Genomic DNA, 15,139 nt, shown 5'->3' with positions numbered 1-15,139 from the left:
CTTGCGGGCGTTTTTGTTTGGCATGGTGCCGAACCGGCAGGACCGGGATCAGGCCGTGGCCCGGGTGTTCGCTTGAGACGAACGGCCTATGCGCCACAGCACGACGAGCGCACACAGCCACTGCAGCGCATACATCACCGTGCCCACGCTGTGCCACAGCTTGAGGTTGTCGCGTGCAACGATGCGCGGCGACACGCCGTACTGGACGACAAATGCCAGCAGCATGCCTGCGATCACAAAGCCCAGGCAGGCCTTGGCCCAGGGCTGCAGGACCGACTCCTTGCTGCGCCGGGACAGGACCAGCAGCACGGCCGCGCAGGCGATGGACACCCAGGTCTGCGCGGCAAACAGCTTGGCAGCCATGAAGCCCGCGACAGCCGGCGTGGGCAAGTGGGCGAACAGCATGGGCACGGCCATGAAGCCGATGGCCGACAGGCTGCCCCACCACAGGGCAGCAGCCAGCAGGGGAACGCGCTCGTACAGGTTGCTCATGGGCTTAGGCCTTCCTCAACGATCGAGGCACAGGCACCGACGCATCAGAGGTAGCGCACCGACACCACTTCATAGCGGCGCTCGCCGCCCGGTGCCTGCACGACAGCGGTATCGCCTTCTTCCTTGCCGATCAGCGCGCGTGCGATGGGGCTGGAGACGTTGATCAGGCCCAGCTTGAGATCGGCCTCGTCCTCGCCGACGATCTGGTACTTGACCGTGTCGCCGCTGTCCTCGTCTTCGAGTTCAACCGTTGCACCGAAGACCACGCGGCCGCCGGCATCCACGGCGGAGGGATCAATGATCTGGGCTGCGGACAGCTTGCTCTCTACCTCGGCAATGCGGCCCTCGATGAAGCCTTGGCGGTCCTTGGCGGCCTCGTACTCGGCGTTTTCGCTCAGGTCGCCCTGGGCACGGGCCTCGGCGATGGCCTGGATGATGGAAGGACGCTCCACGGTCTTCAGACGGTGCAGCTCGTCCTTGAGTTTCTCGGCTCCGCGCTTGGTGATGGGAATGGTGGCCATTGAAAAGTCTCCATGTGCAGCAAACGCCGCGCGTTGCGCGGCTTCTTTGGCACAGGCGGGCCGGCAGTATGGCGGCAGGGCCTGCGCCCCAAAAGCAAACCGCCGCACGTTGCCGCGCGGCGGTTTCATCAAGTCATGTGGTCCATTATGCCGCGTTTGACCACCAGCTTCGGTGGGAAAACCCGGCGGCACTGTCGGACAGTGCCGCCGGCTGCACCTCGTCAGAAACGAGGGGCGGCAGCGCGGAAGGATCAGGCCGTTTGCAGCTGGGCGTGCAGTTCCTGGACGGAGTGCACATCCATGTTGCCCATGGACTTCATGCCTTCGACGGCGGCTTCGGCACCGAAGATGGTGGTGAAGGTGGTCACGCGCGCCAGCAGGGCGCTGGTGCGGATGGCTCGCGAGTCGGCGATGGCGTTGCGGCGCTCTTCCACCGTGTTGATGACCATGGCGATCTCGCCGTTCTTGATCATGTCCACGATGTGGGGACGGCCCTCGGTCACCTTGTTGACGAGCTGCACCTCGATACCTGCCTCGGAGATGGCCGCTGCCGTGCCGCGCGTGGCGCACAGCACGAAGCCCATGGCAGCCAGTTCCTTGGCCACGGCCACGGCGCGCGGCTTGTCGGCGTTCTTCACGGTCAGGAAGACCTTGCCCTGGGTGGGCAGTGCCACGCCGGCGCCCAGCTGGCTCTTGACGAAGGCTTCGCCAAAGGTCTTGCCCACGCCCATGACTTCGCCAGTGGACTTCATCTCGGGGCCGAGGATGGTGTCCACGCCCGGGAACTTCACGAACGGGAAGACGGCTTCCTTGACGCTGAAGTACGGCGGCGTGACTTCCTTGGTGATGCCTTGCTGGGCCAGCGTGTCGCCGGCCATGCAGCGCGCAGCCACCTTGGCCAGCTGGATGCCCGTGGCCTTGGAGACGAAGGGCACGGTGCGCGAGGCACGCGGATTGACTTCCAGCACGTAGATCACGTCGCCATCGGCCGTTTCCTTGATGGCGAACTGCACGTTCATCAGGCCGACCACGCTCAGCGCGTTGGCCATGGCAGCCGTCTGGCGCTTGATCTCGGCCACGGTCTCGGGCTTGAGGTAGTAAGGCGGCAGCGAGCAGGCGGAATCGCCCGAATGCACGCCGGCCTGCTCGATGTGCTCCATCACGCCGCCGATGAAGACGGCGCCTTCGCGGTCACGCACGCAGTCCACATCGCACTCGATGGCGTTGGACAGGAAGTGGTCCAGCAGCACGGGCGAGTCATTGCTGACCTTGACGGCTTCGCGCATGTAGCGCTCCAGGTCGCGCTGCTCATGCACGATTTCCATGGCACGGCCACCCAGCACATAGCTGGGACGCACGACCAGGGGGTAGCCCAGGCCGGCCGCCTTTTCCAGCGCTTCGGGCTCGGTGCGGGCCGTGGCATTGGGCGGCTGGCGCAGGCCCAGCTCATGCAGCAGCTTCTGGAAGCGCTCGCGGTCTTCGGCCGCGTCGATCATGTCGGGCGTGGTGCCGATGATGGGCACGCCTTCCTTTTCCAGGCCCAGGGCGAGCTTCAAGGGCGTCTGGCCGCCGTACTGCACGATGACGCCGACCGGCTTCTCGACAGCCACGACTTCGAGCACGTCTTCCAGCGTCAGCGGCTCGAAATACAGGCGGTCCGAGGTGTCGTAGTCGGTGGACACGGTTTCGGGGTTGCAGTTGACCATGATGGTTTCATAGCCGTCCTCACGCATGGCGAGCGCGGCATGCACGCAGCAGTAGTCGAACTCGATGCCCTGGCCGATGCGGTTAGGGCCACCGCCCAGCACCATGATCTTTTTCTTGTCCGTCGGCTCGGCTTCGCACTCCTCGTCATAGGTGGAGTACATGTAGGCCGTGTCGGTGGCGAACTCGGCAGCGCAGGTGTCCACGCGCTTGAACACGGGGCGCACGCCCAGTGCCTTGCGCGCCTCGCGCACGGCCTTGTCGGTGCTGTGCAGCAGCTTGGCCAGGCGGCGGTCGGAGAAGCCCTTTTGCTTGAGCGTGCGCAGCGTGGTGGCGTCCAGTGCAGCCAGCGCGGCATCGCCCTTTTCCTCGTAGACCTTGTCCAGTTCGAGTTCGATCTTGACGATCTCTTCGATCTGCACGAGGAACCACTTGTCGATCTTGGTGATGTTGTGCACTTCGTCCAGCGTCCAGCCGGCAGCAAAGGCGTCACCCACATACCAGATGCGGTCCGGACCTGGTTCGCCGAGTTCCTTTTCGAGGATCTCGCGGTCCTGGGTCTTTTCGTTCATGCCGTCCACGCCGACTTCCAAGCCGCGCAGCGCCTTCTGGAAAGACTCCTGGAAGGTACGGCCAATGGCCATGACCTCGCCCACGGACTTCATCTGCGTGGTCAGGCGGTTGTCGGCAGCCGGGAACTTCTCGAATGCGAAACGCGGGATCTTGGTGACCACGTAGTCGATCGAGGGCTCGAACGACGCAGGCGTCTTGCCGCCCGTGATGTCGTTCTTGAGTTCGTCCAGCGTATAGCCCACGGCCAGCTTGGCAGCGACCTTGGCGATGGGGAAGCCCGTGGCCTTGGAGGCCAGCGCCGAGGAACGCGACACGCGCGGGTTCATCTCGATGACGATCATGCGACCGTCCTTCGGATTCACCGAGAACTGCACGTTGGAGCCGCCCGTGTCCACACCGATCTCGCGCAGCACCGCCAGCGAGGCGTTGCGCATGATCTGGTATTCCTTGTCGGTCAGCGTCTGCGCGGGCGCCACGGTGATCGAGTCGCCGGTGTGCACGCCCATGGGGTCCAGGTTCTCGATGGAGCAGATGATGATGCAGTTGTCCGCCTTGTCGCGGACGACTTCCATCTCGTACTCCTTCCAGCCGAGCAGCGATTCCTCGATCAGCAGCTCATTGGTCGGCGACGCTTCCAGGCCGCGCTTGCAGATGGTCTCGAACTCTTCGGGGTTGTAGGCAATGCCGCCGCCCGTGCCGCCCAGCGTGAAGCTGGGGCGGATGACGGTGGGAAAGCCCATCTCCTTTTGCACGGCCCAGGCTTCGTCCATCGAATGGGCGATGCCCGAGCGTGCCGAACCCAGGCCAATGCGCGTCATCGCATCCTTGAACTTGAGGCGGTCCTCGGCCTTGTCGATGGCCTCGGGAGTTGCGCCGATCAGCTCGACCTTGTACTTGTGCAGCACGCCGTTGCGCCACAGGTCCAGCGCGCAGTTCAGCGCGGTCTGGCCGCCCATGGTCGGCAGGATGGCGTCGGGACGCTCCTTGGCGATGATCTTCTCGACCGTCTGCCAGGTGATGGGCTCGATGTAGGTGACGTCGGCCGTGGCCGGGTCGGTCATGATCGTGGCAGGGTTGCTGTTGATCAGGATGACCTTGTAGCCCTCTTCGCGCAACGCCTTGCAGGCCTGCACGCCGGAGTAGTCAAACTCGCAGGCCTGGCCGATGACGATGGGACCGGCGCCAATGATCAGAATGCTTTTGAGGTCGGTGCGCTTAGGCATTTTTGTGTTTCTCCATCAGCGCCGTGAAGCGGTCAAACAGGTAGGCGATATCGTGCGGGCCGGGGGAGGCCTCGGGGTGGCCCTGGAAGCAGAACGCAGGCTTGTCCTTGTGCTCAAGGCCTTGCAGCGTGCCGTCGAACAGGCTGATGTGCGTGGCGCGCAGCGTGTCGGGCAGGGACTCCATCTCCACGGCAAAACCGTGGTTCTGGCTGGTGATGCTGACCCGGCCGTTGTCTAGGTCCTTGACGGGATGGTTGGCGCCGTGGTGGCTGTTGGCCATCTTGAAGGTCTTGGCGCCAGCGGCCAGGGCCATGATCTGATGACCCAGGCAGATGCCGAAGACGGGCTTGCCGGACTCCACCAGTTCCTTGGTCGCGGCAATGGCGTAGTCGCAGGGCTCCGGGTCGCCAGGGCCGTTGGACAGGAAAACGCCGTCGGGGTTGAGTGCCAGCACATCCTTGGCGGGCGTCTTGGCCGGCACCACGGTCAGCTTGCAGCCGCGCTCGGCCAGCATGCGCAGGATGTTGAACTTCACGCCGAAGTCATAGGCCACCACATGGAAACGCGGGGCCTGCTGCTGGCCGTAGCCTTCGTCCAGCTTCCACTCGGTTTCCGTCCATTCGTACTGCTGGGCGGCGCTCACCACCTGGGCCAGATCCAGGCCCTTCATGCTGGGGGCCGCCTTGGCCGCAGCCAGTGCCTCGTCGATGCGCGCCTGGGTCACTTCTTCGCCAGCGGCCAAACCGACGATGGCGCCGTTTTGTGCGCCCTTGTCGCGCAGCAGCCGTGTGAGCTTGCGCGTGTCGATGTTGGCAATCGCCACCGTGCCGCTGCGCGTGAGGTAGTCGGGCAGGGTCTCGGACTTGCGGAAGTTGCTGGCCAGCAGCGGAAGGTTCTTGATGATCAGGCCCGCCGCATGGACCTTGCCAGCCTCGACATCCTCTGCGTTGACGCCGTAGTTGCCGATGTGCGGATACGTGAGCGTCACGATCTGCTGGCAGTAGCTGGGGTCGGTGAGGATTTCCTGGTAGCCGGTGATTGCCGTGTTGAAAACGACTTCACCAACCGTGGTGCCTTGCGCACCGATCGAGTTGCCAACAAAGACCGTGCCGTCTGCGAGCGCCAGGATGGCGGATGGGAATGCTCCCTTGAGAGACAAAAGCACTGGGTTCTCCGGTTCTAATTACGGTTACGCCCAGCGTGCCGCACGGACGGGTCCGTGCGGTTTACAGCTTGTCTGCAGGGGGTGGCGAGGAAGCGTCGCTAGGCGTATTGTGGAATGCTTGAAAGCCGCCCATTATAGGCTGGTCGCGCTTCAGCCTCCTGACAGGAGGCGGGATTACCCTTGACGTGAGCCGGCACTCACGCTGCTTGCGTGCAGGCATATCGCCGCTGCCGCAGCCACGTTCAGAGACTCTTCACCACCCGGCTGGCCGATGCGCACATGCTGCGCCGCCTGCTGCATCAGCGCCTCGCCAACGCCCTGCCCTTCATGGCCCATGGCCCAGGCGCACGGCCAGGGCAGAGCGGCGCTCTGGATCAGTTCACCTTGATGGGAGCTGGTCACGATCAGGGGCAAGCCAAGCGCATTCAGGTCCTCGGGTGACGCCGACTCCACCAGGTGCAGCCCGAAATGCGCGCCCATTCCGGCGCGCAGCACCTTCTGGCTCCACAGCGCAGCCGTGCCCTTCAAGGCCACGATCTGGCCGAAGCCGAAAGCGGCCGCACTGCGAAGAATGGAGCCCACGTTGCCTGCGTCCTGCACACGGTCGAGCACCACGGTGGCCACGCCGGCACGCACGGCCGCCGACGCCTGCCAGTCCATCAGAAAGCCGATGCGCGCCGGAGACTCCAGTCCGCTGACCTCGGCAAACACAGCATCGGACAGCACCACGCACTTGCCTGCGCCCTGCACCCACTCCAGCGGCACCTGAGGCCAGAAGGACTCGGCCACCACGGCCACGGCGGGCTGCATGCCGCGCGCCAGGGCAGCACGGCACAGATGGTCCCCCTCCAGCCAGACACGTCCTTGTTTGCGGTAGGCCCCGCTGTCCTGGGCAAGCCTTCGCAAATCCTTGACCAGGGCGTTGTCACGGGACTGGATCGATGTAGCGGCAGGTTGTCGGCTCATGGCAAGGCTTCCGGGCAAAGAGAACAGCGAAGAACAGCGCCACGGGCGCAGAAAGCGAAGGCGCTCAGGCCGACAGCAGCAAGGCCTGCGCGCCCTGCGCCGCAGCGGCCACGCGGGCGGCTGCCAGCGGCTCGGCCCTGCGGGCAATGCTCACGACATGGGCCACGGGCGCGAAGGTTCGTCGGTGCTCCTGGCAGGCGCCATGCAGGCGCAGCGCGGCAAGATGGGCCGCCGTGCCATAGCCCTTGTGGCCGTCGAAGCCGTATTCCGGGTATTGCTCATGCAGGCGCTGGCACCACCGATCCCGCGTGACCTTGGCAAGAATGGAGGCCGCCGAGATGGACTGCACCAGGGCGTCGCCCTTGACGATGGCCTCGGCCTGCACATCCAGCACGGGCAACTGGTTGCCATCCACCAGAACCAGTACCGGCTTCAATCGCAGGCCCAGCACCGCGCGGCGCATGGCCAGCAGCGTGGCCTGCAGGATGTTCAGGCGATCGATCTCTTCGACCGAGGCCTCGGCAATGCTGCAGCACAGCGCCTTGGCACGGATCTCGTCATAGAGTGCCTCGCGGCGCGCAGCCGTGAGCTTCTTGGAATCGTTCAGGCCCTCGATGGGATGGAGATCGTCAAGAATGACAGCGGCGGCCACCACGGGGCCGGCCAACGGGCCGCGGCCCGCTTCGTCCACGCCCGCAACCAACCCCGGCGGATGCCAGGGCAGGCACGCCTGTTCAGGCGGCAGTGGGGGCAATGATTTTCTCGATCGCATGGGCGGCCAGTTCGGCAGTATCGCGCCGCAATTCATGGTGCAGCGCTGTGAAGCGCTGTACCAGCGCTTCGACGGTTGAAGGGGAATGCTCGCAGGCCTGCAGCCATTGCAGCACGGCCGCGCTCAGCGCCTGGGGCGTTGCCGCATCCTGGATCAGCTCGGGCACGACGAAATCGCCGCACAGGATGTTGGGCAGGCCCACCCAGGGCTGCAGTTGCTTGCCACGCATCAGACGCCAGCTCCACGGGTGCATGTTGTAGCCGATCACCATGGGCCGCTTGTACAAGGCGGCTTCCAGCGTGGCCGTGCCGCTGGCTATCAGCGTCACGTCACAGGCTGCCAATGCGTCATGGGACTGGCCGCGCACGATGTGCAGCGACGAAGCCATGCCGGCTTGCGCGGCAATGCGCTGCAGCTCGTCGAATTGCGAAGGCACAGCAGGCACTACTATTTTAATAGCTGGCAGCGCCTTCCGAACCAAAGCTGCCGCCTGAAAGAAGCGGGCAGCCAGGTAACGTATTTCAGAGCGCCGACTGCCGGGCAGCACGGCCAGCACCAGACCATCTTCGGGCAGCCCTAACCGGCGGCGCGCAGCTGCGCGGTCGGGCTGCAGCGGAATCACGCTGGCCAGGGGATGGCCCACGTAGGTCGCGTCTATGCCATGGCGGGCCAGCAACTCGGGCTCAAAGGGGAAGATGCACAGGACATGATCGGCCGCGCGGCGGATCTTGTCGACGCGATCGGCACGCCAGGCCCAGATCGAAGGACAGACGAAATGCACGGTCTTGATGCCCGCAGCACGCAGATCGGTTTCCAGCCCCAGGTTGAAGTCCGGCGCGTCGATGCCGACAAAGACGGCCGGCCGCTGCTGGAGCAGTCGCTGACGCAGCTGGCGTCGGATATTCAGAATCTCGGCCAGCCGGCGAAACACTTCCCAGCTGTATCCATGCACGGCCAAGCGCTCGCTGGACCACCAGGCTTCAAAGCCGCGCTGCTGCATCTGCAGCCCGCCGATGCCAAAGGCCGAGGCCTCGGGCCAGCGGGACTGCAGCCCCCCCAGGAGCAAGGACGCCAGCAGGTCGCCAGAGGTTTCTCCGGCGACCATGGCAATCGATGGACTCAGGCGCGCCGATGGCGCCGCGTTCTCTGTCATGCCGTCCTTTCGCGCGCCAGATCAGCGCGCAATGCCCCGGGTCGAAGCCGCCAGGAAATCCAGCATCAGCGATACATCGGCCGCGGCCTCGGGCAGTTCACCCTCCAGCGAAGCAATGGCTTCTCGCGCAGCTTCAAGGGTCAGTCCCTGGCGGTACAGCAGACGGTGCATCTGCTTGACGGCCTGAATGCGCTGCGGCCCGAAGCCGCGACGGCGCAAGCCTTCGATATTGAAGCCGCGCACGGCCAGCGGATTGCCATCCACCATCATGAAGGGCGGCACATCCTGCGAGATATGACTGGCAAAGCCGGCCATGGCATGGGCGCCCACCTTGGTGAACTGGTGCACACCCGTCAGGCCGCCCAGGATGACATGGTCGCCCACGTGCACGTGGCCGGCCAGGGTAGCGTTGTTGGCCAGGATGGTGTGGCTGCCGACAACGCAGTCATGGGCCACATGCACATAGGCCATGATCCAGTTGTCGTCGCCGATGGCCGTGACGCCCTGGTCCTGCACGGTACCGGTGTTGAAGGTACAGAACTCCCGCACCGTATTGCGATCGCCGATAACCAGCCGGGTAGGCTCGCCTGCGTACTTCTTGTCCTGGGGCTGCGCGCCCAGGGACGCGAACTGGAAAATCCGGTTGTCGCAGCCAATGCGGGTATGGCCTTCGACAACGCAATGCGCGCCGATGGTGGTGCCGGCGCCGATTTCCACATGCGGTCCGATGACGGCATAGGCGCCGACCGACACCGACGAATCCAGCTGTGCAGCGGAATCTATCAGTGCCGTGGGATGGATGCGTTCAATGCCAGCCATGCGCCCGTCAGCCCACGTTGCGCATGGTGCACATCAGCTCGGCTTCGCAGGCCACTTCGTCCTCGACGCGGGCCACGCCCTTGAACTTCCAGATGCCGCCGCGCACACGGTCGATGGTGATCTCCAGCACCAGCTGGTCGCCCGGCTCCACGGGACGCTTGAAGCGCGCCCCGTCGATGCCCACGAAGTAGTAGATGTTGTTCTCATCCGGAACCTGGCCCATCGCATCAAAGGCCAGAAGGCCGGCCGCCTGCGCCAGCGCCTCCAGGATGAGCACGCCAGGCATGACAGGGCGGCCCGGGAAATGGCCCATGAAATAGGGCTCGTTGAACGTGACGTTCTTGATCGCCTTGATGCGTGTATTGCGCTCAAGCTCCGTGACCTTGTCCACCAGCAGGAAGGGGTAGCGGTGGGGCAGTTGCTTGAGAATTGCGTGAATATCCATCATTGCGTTCCGTTATGGCCTTGATCCGCCGATTGCTGCAGTTGCCGCTCCAGGGCCTTGATGCGATCGCGCATGGAGTGCAGCTGCTTCAGCGTCGCAGCATTTTTTTCCCATTTGGCGTTTTCATCCACGGGAAACATGCCCGTGTAAACACCTGATTGTGTCAGCGAACGGGTCACTACCGTCGCTGCCGAAATATGCACCCGGTCAGCCAGCTGCAGATGGCCCAGCACGATGGCCCCGCCTCCCACGGTGCAATGCGCGCCAATGCGCGCGCTGCCGGCCACCCCCACGCAGCCGGCCATGGCCGTATGCCTGCCGACGTGCACGTTGTGACCGATCTGGATCAGGTTGTCGAGCTTGACCCCATCCTCGATCACCGTGTCGTCCAGCGCACCCCGGTCTATGCAGGTATTGGCGCCGATTTCCACATCGTCGCCGATCCGCACGCCGCCGAGCTGCTCGATCTTCACCCATGCGCCGTTCTCGGGCGCGAACCCAAAGCCGTCCGCCCCCAGCACCACGCCGGAATGCAGCAGACAGCGCGCGCCCACATGGCAGTTCTCGCCAATGGTGACGCGCGACTTGAGCACGGTGTGGGCACCGATCGTGGCACCCTCCTCGACCACGCACAGCGGGCCAATGGTGGCCGATGCATCAACGATGGCGCTCTCGTGCACCACGGCGCTCGGATGGATACCGGCCGGCGCCACGGGCCTGCAGTTTCGCTTCCACCACTGCGTGGCCCTGGCGAAATACGCATACGGATCAGGGACCACGATGCAGGCACCCCGCTGCTGCGCCAGCTCGCGCATGGCGGGCGCCACAATAACGCAGGCCGCCTCGGAGGCGGCCAGTTGCTGGCGGTAGCGGGGGTTGCTCAGAAAACTGAGATCCCCGGCCCCGGCAGAGTCCAGCGGTGCGATGCGGGAGATGGACATCTCCCTTTCGCCACCGACCAACTCGCCACCGAGTGCATCGAGGATCTGGCCCAACAATACGCTCACGGCATGCAGCCCTGGACAGCTGGCTTACTTGCCGCCGCCGTTCAGCGCCTTGATCACCTTGTCAGTGATGTCGTACTTGGGGTTGATGTAGACGGCTTCCTGGAGGATGACGTCGTACTTCTCGGATTCGGCCACTTGCTTGACCACCTTGTTGGCGCGTTCCAGCACCTGGGCCAGTTCTTCGTTCTTGCGGGAGTTCAGGTCTTCCTGGAACTCACGGCGCTTGCGCTGGAACTCGCGGTCCTGATCCACCAGCTGGCGCTGGCGCGAGACGCGCTGGCTTTCGGCCATGGTGGGAGCTTCACGCTCGAACTTCTCCGAAGCGCTCTTGAGCGAGTTGCCCTGGTCAATCAGCTCCTTCTCACGCTTGGAGAATTCCTGCTCCAGCTTGGACTGCGCAGCCTTGGCAGTCGATGCTTCACGGAAGATGCGATCCGTATTCACAAAGCCGGCCTTGAACTCCTGGGCGTGCGCGGAAACGGCCATGGCGCCAAGCAGCACAGCCAGGGAAAAATGGCTAGATAGAGATTTCATTAGAAAGAGGTTCCGATTTGGAATTGCAGTCGCTGGATTTTATCCCCGGTCTGCTTGCGGATGGGTTGAGCAAAGGCCAGGCGCAGGGGACCCAGCGGGGAAATCCAGCTGATGCCCAGGCCCGTGGATGCCCGCAGCTCCCCGAGATCGAAGTTCTCGTTGGCTCCGTAGACATTGCCCACATCGAGGAATGTAAAAAGACGCAAAGTCCTGTCATTGCCGGCACCAGGGAACGGAACCATGAACTCGGCGTTCAATGTCACCTTCTTGGAGCCGCCAAGCGCCAGGTTTTCCTTGGTGTCGCGCGGACCCAGCGAGCCCTGCTCGAAGCCACGCACCGAGCCCAGGCCGCCCGAGAAGAAGTTCTTGAACAGCGGGAACGGACGGCCATTGAGGCCCTTGCCGTAGCCCAGTTCACCGTTCAGTGCCAGCGTGTACTTCTTGCTCAGAGGGATGTACTGCTGGATCTGGTAGTTGGCTCGCACATAGCGGGCCTCGCCACCCACCGACCACTCGGTGTTCAGGCGCTGGTAGAGACCGGAGTTGGGCGCCAGCGCGCTGTCACGGCTGTCGCGCGACCAGCCCAGGGTCAGCGGTATGCCGGTGTTGGAGTAGCCGTACTTGTCGGCATAGTCCTTGTACGCCTGGGGCAGGTAGGTGCCGGGCTTGATTTCGGAGCGTTCAACGCCGCCGCCGAAGTAAACGGTGTCGATCTCGCTGAAGGGCACGCCAAAGCGGACGCTGCCGCCCGAGGTGACGATCTTGTAGGCCGCATCGTCGTAGTAGGGACGGTCAGTGCGGTAGTACAGGTCGTAGGTGCGCGAGATGCCGGTGTCCGTGAAGTACGGGTCCGTGGTCGACAGCACCATGGTGCGGCGGTACTTGCTGGTGTTCACGTCCACGCCCAGGTAGTTGCCTGAGCCGAACACGTTTTCCTGCTTGATGCCGAAGGACAGCGAAACCTTTTCAGCGCTGGAAAAACCAGCGCCCAGCTGCAGCGAGCCGGTGGGCTTTTCAGCCACCGAGATGACCAGATCCACCTGATCAGGCGAACCCGGCACTTCCTGGGTTTCGACGTTGACTTCTGTGAAGAAGCCCAGACGGTCCACCCGGTCGCGCGACAGGCGAATCTTGTCGCCGTCGTACCAGGAAGCCTCGTACTGGCGGAATTCGCGGCGGATCACTTCGTCGCGCGTGCGGTTGTTGCCACTGAGATTGATGCGTCGCACATAGGCGCGGCGAGAAGGCTCGGCGTGCAGCACCAGGGCCACCCGGTTGGTCGCACGGTCGATGTCCGGCACGGCCTCGACGCGCGCGAAGGCAAAGCCGAAGTTGCCGAAGTGCTCGGTGAAGGCCTTGGTCGTTGCCGTGACCTGATCGGCGTTGTAGGGCTCGCCGGGCTTGATCTTGACCAGGGACTTGAATTCGTCGTCGCGGTCCAGGTAGTTGCCTTCCAGCTTGACGCCGGAGACCACGAAACGCTCGCCTTCATGGATGTTCAGGGTCAGCGAGATGGTCTGCTTGTCGGGCGAGATCGCCACCTGGGTGGAGTCCACGCGGAATTCCAGGTAGCCACGCTGCAGGTAGTAGGAGCGCAGCGTTTCCAGGTCGGCGTTGAGCTTGTTGCGCGCATAGCGGTCCGACTTGGTGTACCAGCTCATCCAGTTGCCGGTGTCCTGGTCAAAAAGGTCCTTGAGCGTGGATTCGCTGAAGGCCTTGTTACCGACGATATGGATCTCGTTGATACGGGCGGGATCACCTTCGGTCACCGTGAAGGTCAGGTTGACACGGTTGCGCTCGATGGGCGTGACCGTCGTGACGACTTCGGCGCCATACAGGCTGCGGTTGATGTACTGGCGCTTGAGCTCCTGCTCCGCGCGGTCGGCAAGTGCCTTGTCGAACGGACGCCCCTCGGCCAGGCCCACATCGCGCATGGCCTTTTGCAGGGTTTCCTTGTCGAATTCCTTGGTGCCGGCGAAGTTCACCTCGGCGATGGTCGGGCGTTCTTCAACGACGACGACGAGCACGTTGCCGTTGGCTTCCAGGCGGATGTCCTTGAACAGGCCCAGTGCGAACAGCGAGCGGATGGCGGCTGCACCCTTGTCGTCGTCATACTGGTCACCCACGCGCAGGGGGATGGAAGCGAAGACCGTGCCCGGCTCCACGCGCTGAAGACCTTCGATGCGGATGTCCTGTACGCGGAAGGGCTCCAGTGCCCAGGCTGCATTGGCAGCCAAAACCATGGCAGCCAGGGTCGATGCAGCGCGCACGCCCAGGCGATTGATACGTTTAGTCATGAATGGATTTGCCGCCGCTGCGGCTTGCCGAAAACGGCTGAAAAGTTAGCCCCAAAGCCGGTTGATATCGTTGAAAAAGGCGACGGACATCATCATCATCAAAACCGCCACGCCTGCACGCTGCAAGCGTCCGGCCCAGACTTCCGACACGCTTCGGCCAGTCACGCCCTCCCAAAGATAATACATCAGGTGCCCACCATCGAGCACCGGCAGGGGGAGCAAGTTGAGAACCCCCAGGCTGATGCTGATCAGCGCCAGGAACGAGAGATATTGGACCAGGCCCATGCTGGCCGAACGCCCCGCGTAATCGGCAATGGTCAGGGGCCCGCTGATGTTCTTGAGCGAGGCCTCGCCGATCACCATGCGGCCCATCATGCGCAGTGTCAGCGACGACAGCTCCCAGGTGCGCTGCACGCCGGCCCACAGGCCCTCCAGCGGACCGCGCTGCACCAGCGCCATTTCCGGGGCGCTGCCGATGTAGGCGCCGATGCGGGCGATGCTTTCCTTGCCGTCTTCCGATCGGCCCAGGTCGGGCAGCACCGGGATCTGCAACTGCCGCCCCTCGCGCTCCACCAGCCAGATCTGCTGCTGGACCTGGCCCGATGCGCCCATCTTGCGGATGAGATTGCGCAGCTGCGTGCCATCGTCCACCGAGGTGCCACCCACGCGCAAAACCAGATCGCCCGAGCGCAGGCCCGCCTTCTCGGCGGCACCACCGGCAATCACCTTGTCCAGCACGGGCTGCGTCCAGGGACCAAGCAAGCCCAGGCGCTCGAAGAAGGCGGCATCGGGCTCGCCCTGAACCTGACCAGCCAGCGCGAGCCGCAGTTCGGACGGGGCGGTGCGGCGGGCCTGGAGCACCTCCATGCGCACGGGCTCGTCATCGAGCGCTGCACGGGTCAGCGTCCAGCGCAGATCATTGATGGAGCGGACCTCTTCCCATTCCTGGTCACCCAAAGCCATGCGCAGCACGCGATCGCCGCCTTGAACACCCGCCATCTGCAGCACCGTGCCTGCTGGCGGTGTTGCCAGCCGTGCAACGGGCTCCTGCATGCCGACCCAATTGACGATGGCCAGCAGCGCAATGGCCAGCACGAGATTGGCCACGGGACCTGCGGCCACGATGGCTGCACGCGCACGCAGCGGCTGGGTGTTGAATGCCAGATGGCGCTGGTCGGCAGGCACCTCGCCCTCACGCTCATCGAGCATGCGCACATAGCCGCCAAGGGGCAGTGCACCGATGACAAATTCCGTGTCCGAACCCTTGCGCTTCCATCGCAGGATGGGGCGGCCGAATCCGACGGAAAAGCGAAGCACCTTCACGCCGCAAGCCACGGCGACGCGGTAGTGGCCCCACTCATGCACGGCAATCAGCAAGCCCAGTGCGACCACGAATGCGACAACGGTCAGCAACAATTGATACTCCTTTGAATCCAATGCGCCTCTGGATTCCGCCGCAGGCCCATCA

At 64.0% G+C, this 15,139-nt stretch carries 13 protein-coding genes; all 13 read right to left on the bottom strand.

Features of this window, described 5'->3' with window-relative positions:
• Nucleotides 1-48 precede the first annotated feature (48 nt).
• The gene (locus ACF8LI_RS07390) at nt 49-492 is read right to left on the bottom strand and encodes a DUF4149 domain-containing protein (protein ID WP_016447472.1); all 444 of its coding nucleotides are present in this window, start codon (nt 490-492) and stop codon (nt 49-51) included.
• Nucleotides 493-536: 44 nt separating this feature from the next.
• Nucleotides 537-1,013 (bottom strand): transcription elongation factor GreA, encoded by a 477-nt coding sequence (gene greA / locus ACF8LI_RS07385; RefSeq protein ID WP_016447473.1) that lies wholly within the window; start codon nt 1,011-1,013, stop codon nt 537-539.
• Between the two features lie 251 nt (nt 1,014-1,264).
• Nucleotides 1,265-4,513 carry a carbamoyl-phosphate synthase large subunit gene (gene carB / locus ACF8LI_RS07380; protein WP_016447474.1) on the bottom strand — a complete coding sequence of 1,083 codons (3,249 nt, stop codon included), beginning with the start codon at nt 4,511-4,513 and terminating at the stop codon, nt 1,265-1,267.
• Nucleotides 4,506-5,678, bottom strand: coding sequence for a glutamine-hydrolyzing carbamoyl-phosphate synthase small subunit (gene carA, locus ACF8LI_RS07375; RefSeq protein ID WP_313280892.1), 1,173 nt, complete (start codon nt 5,676-5,678; stop codon nt 4,506-4,508). The genes carB and carA overlap by 8 nt, the downstream gene beginning before the upstream one ends.
• A 174-nt stretch (nt 5,679-5,852) precedes the next feature.
• On the bottom strand, nt 5,853-6,644 hold the full coding sequence (locus ACF8LI_RS07370; protein WP_026062159.1) for an RNA methyltransferase: 792 nt from the start codon (nt 6,642-6,644) through the stop codon (nt 5,853-5,855).
• Nucleotides 6,645-6,708: 64 nt separating this feature from the next.
• Nucleotides 6,709-7,416 carry a ribonuclease HII gene (gene rnhB / locus ACF8LI_RS07365; RefSeq protein WP_016447477.1) on the bottom strand — a complete coding sequence of 236 codons (708 nt, stop codon included), beginning with the start codon at nt 7,414-7,416 and terminating at the stop codon, nt 6,709-6,711.
• Nucleotides 7,379-8,569 (bottom strand): lipid-A-disaccharide synthase, encoded by a 1,191-nt coding sequence (gene lpxB / locus ACF8LI_RS07360; RefSeq protein WP_016447478.1) that lies wholly within the window; start codon nt 8,567-8,569, stop codon nt 7,379-7,381. Before lpxB ends, rnhB begins: the two co-directional genes overlap by 38 nt.
• Nucleotides 8,570-8,590: 21 nt before the next feature.
• Nucleotides 8,591-9,388 carry an acyl-ACP--UDP-N-acetylglucosamine O-acyltransferase gene (gene lpxA, locus ACF8LI_RS07355; protein WP_017404505.1) on the bottom strand — a complete coding sequence of 266 codons (798 nt, stop codon included), beginning with the start codon at nt 9,386-9,388 and terminating at the stop codon, nt 8,591-8,593.
• Between the two features lie 7 nt (nt 9,389-9,395).
• Nucleotides 9,396-9,836: a 3-hydroxyacyl-ACP dehydratase FabZ gene (gene fabZ, locus ACF8LI_RS07350; RefSeq protein WP_012206736.1), complete on the bottom strand. Its 441-nt coding sequence runs from the start codon at nt 9,834-9,836 to the stop codon at nt 9,396-9,398.
• A complete protein-coding gene (lpxD, locus tag ACF8LI_RS07345) occupies nt 9,833-10,840 on the bottom strand; it encodes a UDP-3-O-(3-hydroxymyristoyl)glucosamine N-acyltransferase (protein ID WP_016451336.1) in 1,008 nt (335 codons plus the stop codon). The genes fabZ and lpxD overlap by 4 nt, the downstream gene beginning before the upstream one ends.
• 24 nt (nt 10,841-10,864) lie before the next feature.
• Nucleotides 10,865-11,374, bottom strand: a complete 510-nt coding sequence (locus ACF8LI_RS07340; RefSeq protein WP_016447481.1) for an OmpH family outer membrane protein — start codon at nt 11,372-11,374, stop codon at nt 10,865-10,867.
• Complete coding sequence (gene bamA / locus ACF8LI_RS07335; RefSeq protein ID WP_016447482.1) at nt 11,374-13,671, bottom strand: outer membrane protein assembly factor BamA; 2,298 nt, start codon at nt 13,669-13,671, stop codon at nt 11,374-11,376. The genes ACF8LI_RS07340 and bamA overlap by 1 nt, the downstream gene beginning before the upstream one ends.
• A 45-nt stretch (nt 13,672-13,716) precedes the next feature.
• Nucleotides 13,717-15,087 carry an RIP metalloprotease RseP gene (gene rseP / locus ACF8LI_RS07330; protein WP_392414457.1) on the bottom strand — a complete coding sequence of 457 codons (1,371 nt, stop codon included), beginning with the start codon at nt 15,085-15,087 and terminating at the stop codon, nt 13,717-13,719.
• Nucleotides 15,088-15,139: the final 52 nt, after the last annotated feature.

Origin of the sequence: Delftia sp. WSY_12, from assembly GCF_043104645.1 — a bacterium.
GTDB classification, from domain to species: Bacteria; Pseudomonadota; Gammaproteobacteria; order Burkholderiales; family Burkholderiaceae_C; genus Comamonas; species Comamonas tsuruhatensis.
This window is presented reverse-complemented; position numbering and strand designations above follow the sequence as displayed.